This is a genomic window from Vibrio sp. ABH4_348, from assembly GCF_056159765.1.
In genome coordinates this window covers 81,012-96,941 of sequence record NZ_JBSWVW010000003.1, presented here as the reverse complement: position 1 = coordinate 96,941, position 15,930 = coordinate 81,012, and the positions used below count along the sequence as shown (strand labels likewise).

Here is a 15,930-nt window from a genome sequence, read left to right as displayed (position 1 = left end):
TGTCGGTGAATAGCGCAGCCTGGTAGCGCATCTGGTTTGGGACCAGAGGGTCGGGGGTTCGAATCCCTCTTCACCGACCACTATACTAAGCCCTAGTCTTGCGACTAGGGCTTTTTTGTATGTGTTAGAAAGTCGATTGAGAGCTGGTTCGTTTCTTTGGGGCGGATGCGGAAGGCCGCCCCGTACGAATCCCTCTTCACCGACCACTATACTAAGCCCTAGTCTTGCGACTAGGGCTTTTTTATTTGTTTTAGAAAAGTCGATATAGAGCTGGTTCGTTTCTTTGGGTCGGGTGCGGAAGGCCGCCCCGTACGAATCCCTCTTCACCGATCACTATACTAAGCCCTAGTCTTGCAACTAGGGCTTTTTTATATGTTTTAGAAAGTCGATTGAGAGCTGGTTTGCTTCTTGGGGTCGGGTGCGGAAGGCCAAACCGTACGAATTCCTTTTCACCAATCGCTTATTTAAAAGCCTGCATAAACGAGCAGACTTTTTAGTGTTGTGAAAGTCAGTTGAGAATGTGTCACTTCTCGAGGCCGCGTTCGGAAAGTCTCTCCACCTTCTGCCAATCTTGTCGGTTTTTCTCTTCACCAATCACGTTAGACCAATAATAAATAGCTGTATAAAACTTCCAACCGATTCTATTTAGCTAGTGTCTGCGCTTTACTCAGACCAAATACATTAGGCAAAGTCGAGAACTGTGACCAAAGTTGAAGCCTCGAAAACTGCTTGTATTACACTGTCTAAGCTCGTTTTTCACAATGTGCTGCACTCCTCATTATCGCTCATTCGTTTAGTTATTAATTCTGTAAGCCACATAAAACCTAGTTGTTTCGGCTTATCTTTTCTCCCATTAGATAAGAAATCTTGATGATTTAAAGAAATTATTTTTCAAATACAAAATAAATTCCACCGAATTTAAGTGCTAGATATGCTGATTATTATGGTTATTTATTCCAATTATGGTCCTTTGTCTGGTTCTAAGTTTGGGGTTATGGGGCTTAATCTAGCTTTAAGTGTTTTTAATTTGTTAAAATTGACATTTATTCACTATTGAATGTTTGGTTTCTGGCTTTATCTGCTTGATTTTTATGGCAACTAACTGTCATTAAACGTTTTTTGTGTGCTACTTAATAGATGATTTGTGTGTGTTATTCGCTATAAGTGCATATAAATTCTTATCAATTGCTTTAAATTTGCGCAAAAGCCAATTTTTATCCTCTGTTTGTTGCTTTTCTGTGAAATTTTTGCCAAATTGATGCCCTTATCTCATTACCGGAATGATTATTCGGTAAGAATGGAATCAATGTTCAGACAGGGCAGAAAGCTGCCAAAGCAGTAGAGGTCTGGTTAATGTCTCTTTTAGAAGTCAAAAACCTTCGTATCGAGTACCCATCGCGTCATGGAGTACACGCCGCAGTAAAATCTTTATCGTTCAATATTGAACGAGGCGAAATTGTGGGTGTGGTAGGGGAATCCGGCGCAGGCAAATCGACAGTAGGTAACGCTGTTATCGATCTACTTAGCCCTCCAGGGCGCATTGCAAGTGGCGATGTGTTCTTGGATGGAGAAAAAGTCTCGGGTTTAGACAGTGAACAGATGCGTGCTGTACGTGGCTCTAAGATTGGTTTTATTTTCCAAGACCCAATGACCTCGCTTAACCCACTCTTCACGATTGAACAGCAGCTGAAAGAAACGATTCACGCTAACATGAAGGTTAGCGATCAAGAAGCGTACGAACGCGCTCTATCGCTAATGAATCAAGTGGGCATCCCTCAACCGGAAAATCGTCTTAAGCAATACCCCCATCAATTCTCTGGTGGTATGCGCCAGCGTGTAGTAATCGCGATTGCGCTTGCGGGTGAACCTGACCTAATTATTGCCGACGAACCTACCACAGCACTTGATGTATCAATTCAGGACCAAATCCTGAGCTTGATCCGTGAGCTGTGTAAGCAAAAAAATGTCGGCTGTATGTTGGTTACCCACGATATGGGTGTGGTATCCAATGTTACTGATCGCGTCGCGGTTATGTACCGTGGAGACTTGGTTGAGTTCGGTCCAACAGCAAAAGTATTGGGCGACCCAGATCATTCATACACGCGCAGCTTGATTTCAGCCGTGCCGCGTTCAGACAAGAAGCTTGATCGCTTCCCACTAGTGAGCTACATCGAAGAAGCGACCGAAATGGAGCCTTTGGATGTTAAAAACCACTGGTTGGGACAAAGCCAAGACCACCGTGAATACACAGGTAACTTGCTTACCGTTGAAAATGTAAATCTACGATTTACCACTAAAGACTCATTCTTTGAAAGTCGCCGTGAATACGTGCAAGCATCAAACAATGTCAGTTTTGATGTTTACGAAGGTGAAACCTTTGGACTAGTAGGTGAGTCTGGCTCTGGTAAATCGACTATTGCTCGTGTCATTGCCGGTTTGTATACGCCTAACTCAGGCAAGGTGACGTTTGAAGGCATTGACCTAACGTCGTTGAAGTCTGAGCATGAGCGCCGCCCATTGCGTCGTCAAATGCAGATGGTGTTCCAAAACCCATACACGTCAATGAACCCGAGAATGAAAATTTTCGACATCATTGCCGAGCCTATTCGCTTCCACAAGTTGACGAAGAACGAGGCAGAAACTCGTCAAATTGTTAATGACCTACTAGAACACGTAGGACTGGGTCGTATGGCCGCAGTTAAATATCCACATGAGTTTTCTGGTGGTCAGCGTCAACGTATTTCTATCGCTCGTGCACTTGCTACGCGTCCGCGTTTATTAATTTGTGATGAGCCAACGTCAGCACTTGATGTTTCAGTGCAAGCACAGATTCTTAACTTGTTGAAAGATCTACAGGACGAGCTAAATCTAACGATGTTGTTTATCAGTCACGATCTACCTGTGATTAGACAGATGTGTGACCGCGTGGGTGTAATGCAAAAAGGTACCTTGCTGGAAGTTGCGCCTACGGAGCGGCTATACACTGACCCACAACATGAGTACACCAAACAACTGATTTCTTTGATGCCTGAGTTTACGGGCTTACGAGAAGAAGCTGAATCTGCATAAGCAGCTTTGGCACATTATAAACACAACACAAAAACACAAGGGATTTAGGATTCCCGCATAAGGAGTTATGCAATGAAAACCATAAAGACCAAAATTGCTACGGCTTTGATGGCTGCAGGCTTGGCTTTCGGCGCGTCTGCTGCTGATATCACAGTAGCTTACGATGCTGATCCAGTATCACTTGACCCACAAGAGCAGCTATCTGGCGGCACAATGCAAATGTCGCACATGGTATTTGATCCTCTAGTACGCTTTACACAAAAAATGGAATTTGAAGGTCGTTTGGCTGAGTCTTGGGAGCGTATTGACGACCAGACTATGCACTTCAGCCTACGTAAAGGTGTTAAGTTCCACTCTGGTAACGACTTTACGGCTGACGACGTAGTATGGACGTTCAAGCGTTTGAAATCTTCTCCAGATTTCAAAGGCATTTTTGGTCCTATCGCATCGGTAACTAAAGTTGATGACTTTAAAGTTGAAGTAAAAACTGACGGTATCTACCCACTAGTAGAAAACGTAATGACTTACCTGTTCCCAATGGACAGCAAGTTCTACTCAGGTACTACAGCTGACGGTAAAGACAAGTCTGAGCTAGTTAAGCACGGTAACTCGTTTGCATCGACTAACGTTTCTGGTACTGGTCCTTTCACTATCACTTCTCGTGAGCAGGGCGTTAAAGTTGAGTTCGAACGTTTTGATGGCTACTGGGATACTAATTCCCCAGGTAACGTTGAAAACCTAACTCTAGTGCCAATCAAAGAAGACGCAACTCGTGTTGCTGCGCTTCTTTCTGGTGACGTAGACATGATCGCGCCTGTTGCGCCAAATGACTACAATCGTATTGAAAAAGCGTCAAACGTCGACCTGTTCACTATGCCAGGTACACGTGTAATTACTTTCCAATTGAACCAAAACAGCAACCCTGCATTGAAAGATGTACGTGTACGTCAAGCTATCGTATACGCGATCAACAATGAAGGTATCACTAAGAAAGTAATGAAGGGTGCAGCAACTGCAGCAGCTCAACAAAGCCCAGTTGGTTTCGTAGGTCACAACCCTGACCTAAAACCACGTTACGACCTAGCGAAAGCTAAGCAATTGATGAAAGAAGCAGGTTACGAAAACGGCTTCAACCTATCTATGATGGCGCCTAACAACCGTTACGTGAACGATGACAAAATCGCTCAAGCAACGGCAGCAATGCTATCTAAGATTGGCATCAAAGTTGACCTAAAAACTATGCCAAAAGCACAGTACTGGCCAGAGTTTGATAAGTGTGCAGCTGACATGCTCATGATCGGTTGGCACCCAGATACTGAGGATTCAGGTAACTTTACTGAGTTCCTAGCGATGACTCGTAACGCTGAAACGGGTAAAGGTCAGTACAACTGTGGTTACTACTCAAACGCTGAAGTTGATAAGCTAATCGAAGAAACTAACCAGATGACTGACCTAGCAAAACGTAGTGCAGCTCTGAAGAAAGTTGAAGAGATTCTTTACAACGAAGCGGCGTTCGTACCTCTACACTGGCAAGATCCTTCATGGGCAGCTCAGAAGAACGTAGATATCGAACCAATCATCAACGGTATGAACTTCCCATACTTCGGTGACCTAGTCGTTAAATAATATGTGATGACTTCAAAGCCTGACTTTGACACTCAAAGTCAGGCTTGTCGTTGCAGGCTCATTTAACCACTGCACTCTTTATGAGTAATTGCTTTGTGAGTAATTACTTTATGAGCAAAGGGTGCTTAACTTTTTCTTTCAGTCGAGTTGAGCACCATTTTTATAAATTTACGATTATCGTGAATTAAAAAGAATTGCAGACTGAAAGCTTACACAATATCCGTGACACGATATTTATGGATAGTTAAGGGGCAAGGAATGTTTACGTTTCTCGTCAAGCGCCTGTTTCAGGCACTGATAGTGATGTTTGTGATCAGTTTGGTGGCGTTTGCCATCCAAGACAATCTTGGCGATCCGTTGCGCGAGCTAGTTGGTCAGTCGGTTTCTGAAGAAGAGCGTCAAGCGCTTCGTGATGAGCTCGGCCTCAACGATCCATTCATTACCAAATACACGCGTTTTGTTAGCAATGCTGTACAAGGCGATCTTGGCACATCCTACTTTTTTAAGCGCCCGGCGGTTGAGGTTATTCTCGATAAGCTAGTGGCGACGTTAGAACTCGTTTTTGGTGCCACACTAATTATTATCTTTTTCTCAGTCCCACTCGGAGTTTACTCGGCGATTAAACCAAATAGTATTTTGACGAAAATAGTCATGGCGGGTAGCTCGATTGGTATTTCGATTCCGGTGTTCTTAACCGCAATCATGCTGATGTACGTATTCTCGATTGAGCTGAATTGGCTGCCGTCTTATGGGCGAGGGGATACGGTCAATGTGCTCGGCTGGGAGTCTGGGTTCTTCACCCTTGATGGCTTATCACACCTAATTTTGCCGTGTGTAGCGTTATCTTCCATTATGTTGCCGCTGTTTATCCGCTTAGTACGTTCAGAAATGTTGGAAGTATTGAGTTCTGAGTACGTAAAGTTTGCCAAGGCAAAAGGTCTTGAACAGCGCAAGGTTTACTACCAGCACGCATTGAAAAATACCATGTTGCCAGTGTTAACCGTTGGTGGCGTACAAATCGGTACTATGGTGGCTTACACCATTTTGACTGAAACCGTATTCCAATGGCCAGGCACAGGCTTCTTGTTCCTTGAAGCGATTAACCGAGTCGACACACCGCTTATCACCGCGTACGTTATTTTTGTTGGACTTATCTTCGTTGTCACCAACACCATCGTTGACTTGCTGTATGGCATCATCAACCCAACGGTTAATCTAACAGGTAAAGGAGCATAATCATGAGCAATACCAGTAATGCCGCTCCTTCACTGTGGGCGCGTTTTAAAGAATCCGATTTCTTGTACTACTTCAAGAAAGACAAAGTGGCCATGTTCAGTTTTTCTGTATTCATGGTGTTCTTAATCGCTGCATTGGCTGCACCACTGATTGCACCGACTGATCCATACGACTTGTCTTCGATTGATATTTTGGACTCAGAATTACCACCTTCTTGGATGGAAGACGGTGACGAGCGATTCCTACTGGGTACCGATGAGCAAGGCCGTGATATCTTCTCGACCATTCTTTATGGTTCTCGATTGTCACTGACCATTGGTTTTATGGCAGTTGGCCTTCAGCTTATTTTGGGTATTATCATTGGCCTATCGGCAGGTTACTTCGGCGGTCGTATCGATAGCTTCTTGATGCGTTTTGCTGATGTTCAGTTGTCGTTCTCAACTATGATGGTTGCGATCATTGTATCGGCTATCTTTAAGGCCAGTTTTGGTGGTGAATTCTTTAGTCAATATGCGGTGGTGATGCTTGTCGTGATCATCGGTGTCGCAGAATGGCCGCAATACGCTCGTACTATCCGTGCATCGGTATTGGCTGAGAAGAAAAAAGAATACGTAGAAGCAGCAAAAGTCATGGGCTTTAAAGCGCCTCGTATTATGTTCCGCCACATTTTACCGAACTGTTTGTCGCCAATCTTGGTTATCTCAACCGTACAGGTCGCGAACGCGATCATGTCCGAGGCGGCGCTATCATTCCTAGGTTTGGGTTTGCCGGTAGACCAACCATCATTGGGTGCGTTGATCAGTATCGGCTTTAACTACATATTCTCGGGCTCGTGGTGGATTACTGCCTTCCCTGGTGTGGTTCTGGTTGCTCTAGTATTGGTGATTAACCTATTGGGCGACTTCTTACGTGACGTATTCAACCCGAAAATCTACAAAGGGTGATCTAAGCGCTGGCAATTGCTAACTTTTTCGCCTTAACTAAGAGCCGTACTATTACGGCTCTTTTTTTGGCTTAAATTTTGCTGAATTTTCATAAACTAGCGCTAAATAGACACCGTTTATTGTTAACTAGGCTAAACAGCGGCAAGTCATTTCCACGGTAATTTATTGGCGCTTTCTAAGATGTAGAGACAAGACGTAGGATGTTAGATATGAATGGAAACCACCTAACCCTATTGGCAGTTGCAATGGGCTTGGCGTTAGTGCCGACCACCGCAAGCGCGGAACATTTTTTGTGTGATGCCACCCAAGCGAGCACAAACGAACTACCAGTGCTCGCACAAAGCTGCCCAATTGGCGATGGCATGTGGGGTAATCGCGCGGCTAAAGGCTCCAACTCAGTCTTTTGGTTGCAATGCGGCATCTTAGACCAAGCTTTGTCTCTAGAAGGCGCTAAACCGCTGTATGCCAACATTTCCACCAATGTCTGGTTGAAGCCCTACAAAAACGGATATCGTTGCCTAATTGGGCCATACACGGATTTATCGGTAGCCAAAACCGAGCTCACCAGTATTAAGCGCATGTCGCGCTACAGTGATGCATTTATTCGAGAAGTTGAGCGACATAAAGCACCGCACAGTAATGCCACGTCTAAGTCAAAGACCAAGCCTCCGGCCGCTGCAAAAATGCCAGCACAACAGTCAGTAACAAAGCCGGTCAAAAAGATGATGGCGCAGCCAGATCCTGTGGCAAATGAACCTAACAGTGATCAGCCTAAAGTTAGACGAACGTTGAAAACCCCGCCAAAAGCAGGGCAGGTAGCCACACCCACTCAATCTGATTCACGAATTGAAATCCGCCGTACCGCTGCCATAGCTGGGTTAGATTTTACTGTTCCATTCTGGACTGACACAAAAGAGCAGTTTTACATGGAACACAAACTGCCATGGAACCGTGTGGATTTTGGCAAAGCCAAATCGGTATGTACTAAGCTGTCGATGCGTTTACCCAACAACGCCGATTGGCAAACCCTGCTTGATGCCAAGTTAATGAACCAAGACAACTGGCCTATGCATCTGCCTTATTGGGGGGAAGGAATGCAGGGTTTATTCACTTCAGGCAAGGTGGTCAAGCTCAATGGGGATTCACTGTTGAATGTAATGTGCGTGAAATAAAAATGGAGCGGATAAAACGCTCCATTTGGTATTTCTAGAATTCAGTTAGACCTACTGTGGATTTAACCCAAGTTTCTGCAGTACAAGTTTGAAGTTGTCGCGTCGGTCGCCTAAACCATCTACTGGACCACTAATTGGACAGGTTTTGTCTGGACAGCCACGGTTTACGATGCCAGAGATGTCATCGATAAACTTAGTTCCCACCAAACCGCCATCCACATACGCTTTTAGCTCGTTGTAGTAGTTCCAGTTGGCGTAATTGCCACCAGCGTCATCGTAGGCTTGCACAGACGTCACCCAATAGAAGAGGCCAGCTAGCCATTTGATTTCTTTGTGAACTTCGGTAGAACAGATGTATTGCGGGTTAGAGCATAAATCTAGGTTTGCATACAAAGGGTTGGCCGGTGGTGCTTCCACCAATACACCTTCAATCGTGGTACCTATGGTTTCAGGGTCGACATGGCTACGTCCGATAAAGTGGTTCAAAGTACCGAAATTTTGACGTCCTGTGGTTTGAATTACGCCACGGCCCCACCAGCCACAACCTTCAATGGATTTTTGGCTACTGCCATCCCATTGGAAGTTTCCAGCTTTCTGACCCACGTAGGTTTTACACTTCTCACGCTCCCACACTTGTTGATTTTCATCGATTGATGTCGGGCTAGTGTTGCAGTGCTCGCCATTGTGGTTCCAGCGACCAACTGCGCCTCCAACCAGCTTGCCTTCCTCTTGCATCACAGCATCAGGGGCGACAAACATAGGAGCAGGCGCGCCATACCAACCAGCATGGGTGTTGGCGGACATTTCAAACTTGCTGTTGCGCGGGCAAGAATACGGATGGTCAACCCCTGTGACTGGGTTAACACCATAATCAGCATAGTTTTGACCGAGCTGACCACATGATGCGCTGATTGGGTAATCCGTTGCTGCCCCATACTTGATTTGCGCCCAGTTGTTTTCATCACACGCGTTGTAGCGAATGGTTTCTTTCATACTCTGCGCAAGGAAAGCGGCTATCGCGACTTTGGCGTATTTCTTGTTGGTTTCCACATCGGCATTGGGATCAATCAACCAGAACTTGTTACCCGCCACACCGATGTTGTGCATGGAATTAAGCGCGGTGAGGAAGTCATTCCATTTATATAAGGTAGAAGGTTTCCATTTGGCTTGAGCGTACTCCCATAAGAAGGCCTCATTATTCATCGCGGTTTCAACACTGGCTAGGTCTGTGTTGAGCGCGGGAATCGATGTAAGCGGCGTTTCTACCAAGGTTTCTGGGATGTAATAGGTAGGAATAGTGTTTGCCTGATAGGCGGCGACCTTAGCTTTTAGCCAATCGGTATTGGCCGTGGCGGAAACAACCGGAGTGGACGTTTCACTTCCCCATAGAATTGAGAACACATTGCTGTGTGCGGCCCTACGCAACTGGCTAACGCCCCAATCGTACCCTTCTTGCTCAACCAAAGCTGAGACTGAAGACACACCATAGGTCGCGCTATCCAATGCAACTGAGGCTACGTCACTGCGCAAGTTAGCCGCTGAGCTGCCTAGTGTCTTATCGCCAAAGAAGTAAGATGCTGCTGTGCCACCTTGTGTTGCAACATCATAGTTACCGGTATGGGCTGTGGTGCCAAGGTGCGCACCAGGCAGTTTGTACAACATGGCAGGTGCATTGGTGGAGTCGGTGACCTGTTTGACATAGATAAGGTAGTTATCCCATGCGATTGGACCAAAGGCATGTTGAGTGCGTCCAGCCGTAGATAAGCCATTGTTGTCACTTTGTTTGAAGGCTAAGAAGTCAGGTTTTGCATCTGGATTGCTATAGGCACCGAGCTGGTTTAGGAAAGCAACGACAGACTGAGATGATGCATTCCATGTGGCGCGCAATCCGGCGTAGTCTTGATGTACCCAATTAGTTGTGCCTGGATTATCAACGCTTAATGACCAACCGTAGGTGGCGTCTTTTGCAAACTGCTCAATCACAAAGTTCTGTGACGCGACCCAACCCTTGATATTGTCTTCAAGTGCGCTCACCGCTGAATCTATCGCAACAAGATCGTAGGCACTGCTTAACGCTTGAGAAGTGCCTGATGCGGAGGTGACGGTTAAGTTGGCTGCATTCGCAATCGCCTCACGCAATGCGCGTTTTACTTGTATCGCGGTTAGTGCTGTGTCAGTTCCGTAAGTGGTATCAAATCCGGTCCGATTTTTCTGCCACGCTGCTAATAGGTCTTCGTTTAAAATAATGGAGCCCGGTGTTTGGTGATTGGCATCTTTGAAGGCCTGTACTTGTGCGGCAATGTGGATCAGATTTTGGTATTGAGCGACCAAATTGGTGTAGTTGAGAATGTCGGTATCACCCATACCTGATGCTGTGGATACAGAGGTGACGGGTACAACTGAGTTAGCAGAGCTAGTTTGTTCTACTGCTCGTGCTTGTTGCAATGTTGCTAAGGTTTCAGCGGCTGTGGCAACAGGGCTAAATAGAGAATCGACTTGCGCATTCGCGAGCTCCGTATTCAAAGCGGTTGAATTGTTTGTGTAAGTACCCAGTGCTAGCTTGGCAGGCCAACCAGCAACATTGAGGTTTACCGGATCTTTGCGAATTAGTAGCTCAGCCGTTGTCGGGTTTGGTCCGGGTGTGTCGTCACAGTTAAAAGCAAAAGTCCAAGAACCATCTGAACCAGGAATCGATTTAGTCCAGTAATTGGCGGTGTAAGCTTTGCCTTGGTAGTGCATTTGGTCACCCTTATTGGCGTGACTCGGTTTGCCTTCCCAATCGGTTTGTGGCCAGTTGGGGTATTCGTTTATGTTGGCACAAAGGTTTGCAAGCGCCGGCAGTGGGCTTGCGGCACCGGCAGCGATTGCCACTGCTAATACCAACTTGGTTTTTCTAAATGTTGTCATGGTATGTCACCTTGAATGTAGGGTGTTTGAGGTGATTGGCAAGACAGAACAACGAGCCAATACCTAAGTATGTTGGTCGCTGTTTTAGTGCTACTCAAATGAGTATTTGGATGGGTTAAATGCTTTTCGAGTGAAGGCTCAGCCGGAGTGTATCAGCAGTAGAAAAAAGTATTAGATTTCGACACATTGGTCATGTTTTGTGTACTTTGGATCAGTGTACGATTTTTGTTTTTTTTACCCAAACCAAAAGACCACCAATTTATCGGTGGTCTTTATCTGTCTTACTGGCAGTAAACTGAGTCAGTAATTAGCGCTAGCCATTAATTCTAGTCATTAACGCATAGTCACGAACTCTTCAGAGCCCGTTGGGTGAATCGCGACAACAGAATCAAAGTCTGCTTTGGTTGCGCCCATCTTCATGGCTACGCCAAAGCCTTGGATCATTTCATCGACGGTAAAGCCAATGCCGTGAAGACCGACGACGGTTTCTTCTTCACCGGCACACACTAGCTTCATCTTACAAGGTTGACGGTGCTGAGTGACCGCAGTGTACATTGCTGTAAAGGTTGAGGTGTAAACCTTGATGTTGTCTTCACCGTATTGCGCTTTGGCTTCTGGCTCGGTTAGGCCAATTGTGCCAATTGGTGGGTGGCTAAAGACGACGGTTGGTACTAGGTTGTAGTCCATCTTCGCGTTGGTTTTACCGTTAAACAGACGCTCAGATAGCTGACGACCGGCTTTAACTGCAACTGGAGTTAGCTCAATACCGCCTTCCATAATGTCGCCCACACAGTAGATACCCTCAACGTTAGTTTGCTGATATTCATCCACTTTAATGTAGCCGCCATCATTCGTTTCTACACCAGTAGCCGATAAGTTGATGGCATCAGTCGTTGGATGGCGACCAATTGCCCAAATCAAGGTGTCAACGTTTTGGGTGTTACCGTTTTCTAGGTGAAGTGTTAGGCTGCCATCGGCTTCTTTAACCACTTCTTTAGGCACTGAGTGGGTGTGAAGGGTTGGGCCTTCAGTGTTCATTACTTCAACTAAGGTATCGATAACCATAGGGTCAAAGCTACGCAGTGGCGACTCTTTGCGAACAAAGAGATGAGTTTCGCTGCCTAGCGCGTGTAACACACCAGCGATTTCTACGGCGATATAACCTGCACCAATAACGGCAACGCGCTCTGGCTTAGCGTCCAATTCAAAGAAGCCATTAGAATCAATACCGTGCTCTGCTCCGGGAATATTTGGAATAGTAGGGCGTCCGCCGACAGCGATTAAGATGTGGTCGGCGGTATAATGCTCGCCATTCACTTCAACTGTTTTGGCATCGACAAACTTGGCAAAGCCTTGGATGACTTCGATCTTGTTGTTGCCCAACACACGGTCGTACGCTTGATGAATACGGCCAATATAGGCTTGGCGGCTTTCAACGAGTTTGTTCCAATCAAAGCCTTTCACATCCACATCAAAACCGTAGTCTGGCGCATATAGGTTCATCGCTTCCGCGATCTGAGCACCGTGCCACATCACTTTCTTTGGTACACAGCCCACGTTTACACAGGTGCCACCTAGGTCTTTCGCTTCAATAAGCGCCACTTTTGCACCGTACATGGCTGCACGATTAGCCGAAGCGATACCGCCGCTGCCGCCGCCGATACAAATGTAATCAAAGTGATGAGTCGCCATTCCTTTCTCCAGATTTTTTCACGTTATTCGTGGTATTAGTTTGTTATTAAAGTTGTGGGGGTAAAAGGGTGCAAATGCAACCCTTAACCTAATACGGCTTTCTACTCAGGAACTAGCCATTCCAAAGTGTAATGACCGGTTGCCGGGGCAATTGCTTTCTTGAGTTTAGGTAACAATTCTTGCATCTGTTGTTCTAACTTCCAAGGCGGGTTGATAACGATCATGCCAGAGGCCGTCATGCCGTGTTCGTCGGTATCAGGACTTACACCTAACTCGATTTGCAGAATCTTACGAATTCCTAATTCTTTTAGACCATCACACAAGTCATCAATATCGCAGCGATTAACCACTGGGTACCAGATAGCGTAAATACCGGTTTGCCAGCGTTTGTAGCTTTGCGCTATGGCATTGACTACGTCTCGATATTCTTTGGCTAACTCGTAAGGAGGATCAATCAGCACCAAACCGCGTCTTTCTTGTGGCGGCAAGCTAGCCTTGAGTCTTTTGAAGCCATCTTCTTTATAAATCGAGACTTGACGGTCACGGTGAAACTCTTGTTCAAGCAATGGATGATCGCTTGGGTGAAGTTCAGTTAGTACCATGCGATCTTGCTGGCGAATTAAATGCCGAGCTACGCGCGGAGAGCCTGGGTAGTAGCGTAAGCCTTCACCTGAATTGATGGCAGAAATTGCGTCAAAATAAGGTTGTAGCAGTTCGTCGGCGTCTTGCTGCCATACTTTGGCTATGCCAAGTTTGAATTCTCCAGTTTTTTCCGACCATTCATGGGTCAAATCGTAGCGACCTACACCCGAGTGGGTATCGTGGTAAACAAAAGGTTTTTCCTTCTGTTTTAAAGATTGCAGGATCAGGCTTTGCACTATGTGTTTGATTACATCGGCATGGTTGCCCGCGTGAAAACTGTGGCGATAACTGAGCACAATGGTTTCTCTGAAATGTCGTAAAAACTGCTGGCAGTATACCGCAACTTTCGCGGTTAAACTGCTCAACCCGACTTTCTATCTTGAGTGGTTAAGCACAACAAAAACGTTACAAGGCGTGACCAAACAGCACAAAATGAGTGTTTTAGGATGCAACACAAGTGCGCTGTATTGAAATTCGTGGTCGCTGGCTATATTTATTCTTATACACAGCGTTTTGCCGAGCACTAGTGTGTTGATGGCAAAACGGATTCCGGTGACAAACAAGGAACGCCACACATGTCTAATCCACTGTTAAGTTTTACTGACTTACCGCCTTTTTCTCAAATTAAACCAGAGCATATTAAGCCTGCAGTTGAGCAAGCAATTACCGATTGTCGTGCAAAGATCGAAGAAGTATTGCAAGGCAATAGTCAGCCAACTTGGGAAAATTTAATCGCACCAATTGAACAAGTGGATGACCGATTAAGCCGAATTTGGTCACCGGTAGGCCACATGAATGCTGTCGTAAACGGCGAAGAGCTGCGCGAAGCCTACGAAAGCTGTCTACCGCTTTTGTCAGAATACGGTACTTGGGTTGGACAGCACAAAGGCTTGTTTGAAGCATACAAAGCGATCAAAGAAAGTGAGGCCTTTGCTTCTTTGACTCGCGCTCAGCAAAAAACCGTCACGGATTCTCTGCGTGACTTTGAATTGTCTGGCATTGGCTTACCTGCCGATGAGCAACACAGATACGGTGAGATCAGCAAGCGTATGTCTGAGCTGAGCTCAAAATTTTCCAATAATGTGTTAGATGCCACCATGGGTTGGTCGAAACACATTACTGACAAAGCAGAATTGGCAGGGCTGCCTGAATCGGCATTAGAAGCGGCGCAAGCGGCGGCTCAAGCTAAAGAAAAAGAAGGCTATTTGCTTACACTTGAAGTCCCTTCTTACATGCCAGTCATGACCTACTGTGATAACCAAGCGTTGCGCCGCGAGTTATACGAAGCGTTTAATACTCGTGCTTCAGATCGTGGTCCAAATGCGGGTCAGTGGGATAACAGCGAAATTATTAATGAGCAGCTGAAGCTTCGCCATGAGATTGCCAAGCTACTCGGCTTTAACTGCTATAGCGAAAAATCACTAGCGACCAAGATGGCGGAGACACCGGATCAGGTTCTGACTTTCCTCAATGATTTGGCAACTAAAGCGCGTCCGCAGGGCTTGAAGGAAGTTGAAGAATTGCGTGCCTTTGCCAAACAAGAGTTCGGTGTTGAGGCCCTCGAACTGTGGGACATTGCTTACTATGCAGAAAAACAAAAACAGCATTTGTTTGAAATCTCAGATGAAAGCTTGAGACCCTACTTCCCTGAGCAACGCGCACTTACAGGCTTGTTTGAAGTCTTAAAGCGCGTATTTGCCATGTCGGTTGAAGAGCGCTTTGATGTTGATACTTGGCATGAATCGGTTCGTTTCTTTGATATCTTTGATGGCGAAGGCACCTTACGCGGCAGCTTCTATCTCGATTTGTACGCTCGTGAGCACAAGCGCGGTGGTGCGTGGATGGACGAATGTCGTGTGCGTCGTATTAATCAATCTGGCGAGCTACAAACCCCAGTGGCGTACCTAGTATGTAACTTCAACCGCCCGGTTGGCGACAAACCTGCTTTGTTTACGCACGATGAAGTGACGACTTTGTTCCATGAATTTGGTCACGGTATTCACCATATGTTGACGCAAGTAGAGAATGGCGCGGTTTCAGGTATTAACGGCGTGCCATGGGATGCGGTCGAACTGCCTAGCCAATTCTTAGAAAACTGGTGTTGGCAAGAAGAAGCGCTGGCGTTTATCTCTGGTCACTATGAGACGAATGAGCCGCTGCCAAAAGCGATGTTAGAAAAAATGTTGGCGGCGAAGAACTTCCAATCGGCGATGTTCATTTTACGTCAGCTGGAATTTGGTTTGTTCGACTTCACGTTGCACACCAACTACGACCCAGAAGAAGGGCCAAAAGTGCTGGAAACGTCGAAAGAGATCAAATCGCGTGTCGGTGTATTGCCGGCAGCTGAATGGGCGCGTCAGTCTCATTCATTCAGTCATATTTTTGCAGGTGGCTACAGCGCAGGTTACTACAGCTACTTATGGGCCGAGGTTCTGTCTTCTGATGCGTTTGGACGCTTTGAAGAAGAAGGAATCTTCAATACCGAAACGGGCCAGAGCTTCCTAGAAAACATCTTGGAAATGGGGGGTAGTGAAGAACCCATGGAGCTATTTAAACGCTTCCGTGGTCGCGAGCCTCAAATCGATGCCTTGTTGCGACATAGCGGAATTGCGGCGTAACTCTACCTATTGAGCTCTATGCCT

At 46.1% G+C, this 15,930-nt stretch carries 9 protein-coding genes and 1 tRNA gene; 7 read left to right on the top strand and 3 right to left on the bottom strand.

Annotated elements, in window-relative coordinates; all coding sequences use genetic code 11:
- Positions 1-3: 3 nt before the first annotated feature.
- From ACXAFJ_RS19975 to ACXAFJ_RS19950, 6 genes are all read left to right on the top strand, one after another.
- Positions 4-80, top strand: a tRNA-Pro gene (locus tag ACXAFJ_RS19975).
- A 1,273-nt stretch (positions 81-1,353) separates the two neighbouring features.
- Positions 1,354-3,069 (top strand): dipeptide ABC transporter ATP-binding protein, encoded by a 1,716-nt coding sequence (locus ACXAFJ_RS19970; RefSeq protein WP_475325911.1) that lies wholly within the window; start codon positions 1,354-1,356, stop codon positions 3,067-3,069.
- 72 nt (positions 3,070-3,141) lie between these two features.
- Positions 3,142-4,695: an ABC transporter substrate-binding protein gene (locus ACXAFJ_RS19965; RefSeq protein WP_475325910.1), complete on the top strand. Its 1,554-nt coding sequence runs from the start codon at positions 3,142-3,144 to the stop codon at positions 4,693-4,695.
- 258 nt (positions 4,696-4,953) lie between these two features.
- Positions 4,954-5,931 (top strand): ABC transporter permease, encoded by a 978-nt coding sequence (locus ACXAFJ_RS19960; protein WP_475325909.1) that lies wholly within the window; start codon positions 4,954-4,956, stop codon positions 5,929-5,931.
- Positions 5,932-5,933: 2 nt separating this feature from the next.
- Positions 5,934-6,875, top strand: coding sequence for an ABC transporter permease (locus ACXAFJ_RS19955; RefSeq protein ID WP_475325907.1), 942 nt, complete (start codon positions 5,934-5,936; stop codon positions 6,873-6,875).
- Positions 6,876-7,084: 209 nt separating this feature from the next.
- The gene (locus tag ACXAFJ_RS19950; RefSeq protein ID WP_475325906.1) at positions 7,085-8,047 is read left to right on the top strand and encodes an SPOR domain-containing protein; all 963 of its coding nucleotides are present in this window, start codon (positions 7,085-7,087) and stop codon (positions 8,045-8,047) included.
- 51 nt (positions 8,048-8,098) lie between these two features.
- Here ACXAFJ_RS19950 and ACXAFJ_RS19945 read toward each other — a convergent pair whose 3' ends face one another.
- The 3 genes from ACXAFJ_RS19945 to ACXAFJ_RS19935 form a co-directional block, all read right to left on the bottom strand.
- Entirely contained in the window at positions 8,099-10,954 is a 2,856-nt protein-coding gene (locus ACXAFJ_RS19945; RefSeq protein ID WP_475325904.1) for a cellulose-binding domain-containing protein, read from the bottom strand.
- 333 nt (positions 10,955-11,287) lie between these two features.
- The gene (gorA, locus tag ACXAFJ_RS19940) at positions 11,288-12,646 is read right to left on the bottom strand and encodes a glutathione-disulfide reductase (RefSeq protein ID WP_475325903.1); all 1,359 of its coding nucleotides are present in this window, start codon (positions 12,644-12,646) and stop codon (positions 11,288-11,290) included.
- 101 nt (positions 12,647-12,747) lie between these two features.
- Positions 12,748-13,584, bottom strand: coding sequence for a 23S rRNA (adenine(2030)-N(6))-methyltransferase RlmJ (locus ACXAFJ_RS19935; RefSeq protein WP_475326000.1), 837 nt, complete (start codon positions 13,582-13,584; stop codon positions 12,748-12,750).
- 279 nt (positions 13,585-13,863) lie between these two features.
- Here ACXAFJ_RS19935 and prlC point away from each other — a divergent pair, with 279 nt between their 5' ends.
- A complete protein-coding gene (gene prlC, locus ACXAFJ_RS19930) occupies positions 13,864-15,906 on the top strand; it encodes an oligopeptidase A (RefSeq protein WP_475325902.1) in 2,043 nt (680 codons plus the stop codon).
- Positions 15,907-15,930 lie beyond the last annotated feature (24 nt).

Excerpts from the sequence above, each read along its gene's own strand:
- ACXAFJ_RS19970 (WP_475325911.1), top strand. The coding sequence starts at position 1,354 with ATGTCTCTTTTAGAAGTCAAAAACCTTCGTATCGAGTACCCATCGCGT.
- ACXAFJ_RS19965 (WP_475325910.1), top strand. The coding sequence starts at position 3,142 with ATGAAAACCATAAAGACCAAAATTGCTACGGCTTTGATGGCTGCAGGC.
- ACXAFJ_RS19960 (WP_475325909.1), top strand. The coding sequence starts at position 4,954 with ATGTTTACGTTTCTCGTCAAGCGCCTGTTTCAGGCACTGATAGTGATG.
- ACXAFJ_RS19955 (WP_475325907.1), top strand. The coding sequence starts at position 5,934 with ATGAGCAATACCAGTAATGCCGCTCCTTCACTGTGGGCGCGTTTTAAA.
- ACXAFJ_RS19950 (WP_475325906.1), top strand. The coding sequence starts at position 7,085 with ATGAATGGAAACCACCTAACCCTATTGGCAGTTGCAATGGGCTTGGCG.
- ACXAFJ_RS19945 (WP_475325904.1), bottom strand. The coding sequence starts at position 10,954 with ATGACAACATTTAGAAAAACCAAGTTGGTATTAGCAGTGGCAATCGCT.
- gorA (WP_475325903.1), bottom strand. The coding sequence starts at position 12,646 with ATGGCGACTCATCACTTTGATTACATTTGTATCGGCGGCGGCAGCGGC.
- prlC (WP_475325902.1), top strand. The coding sequence starts at position 13,864 with ATGTCTAATCCACTGTTAAGTTTTACTGACTTACCGCCTTTTTCTCAA.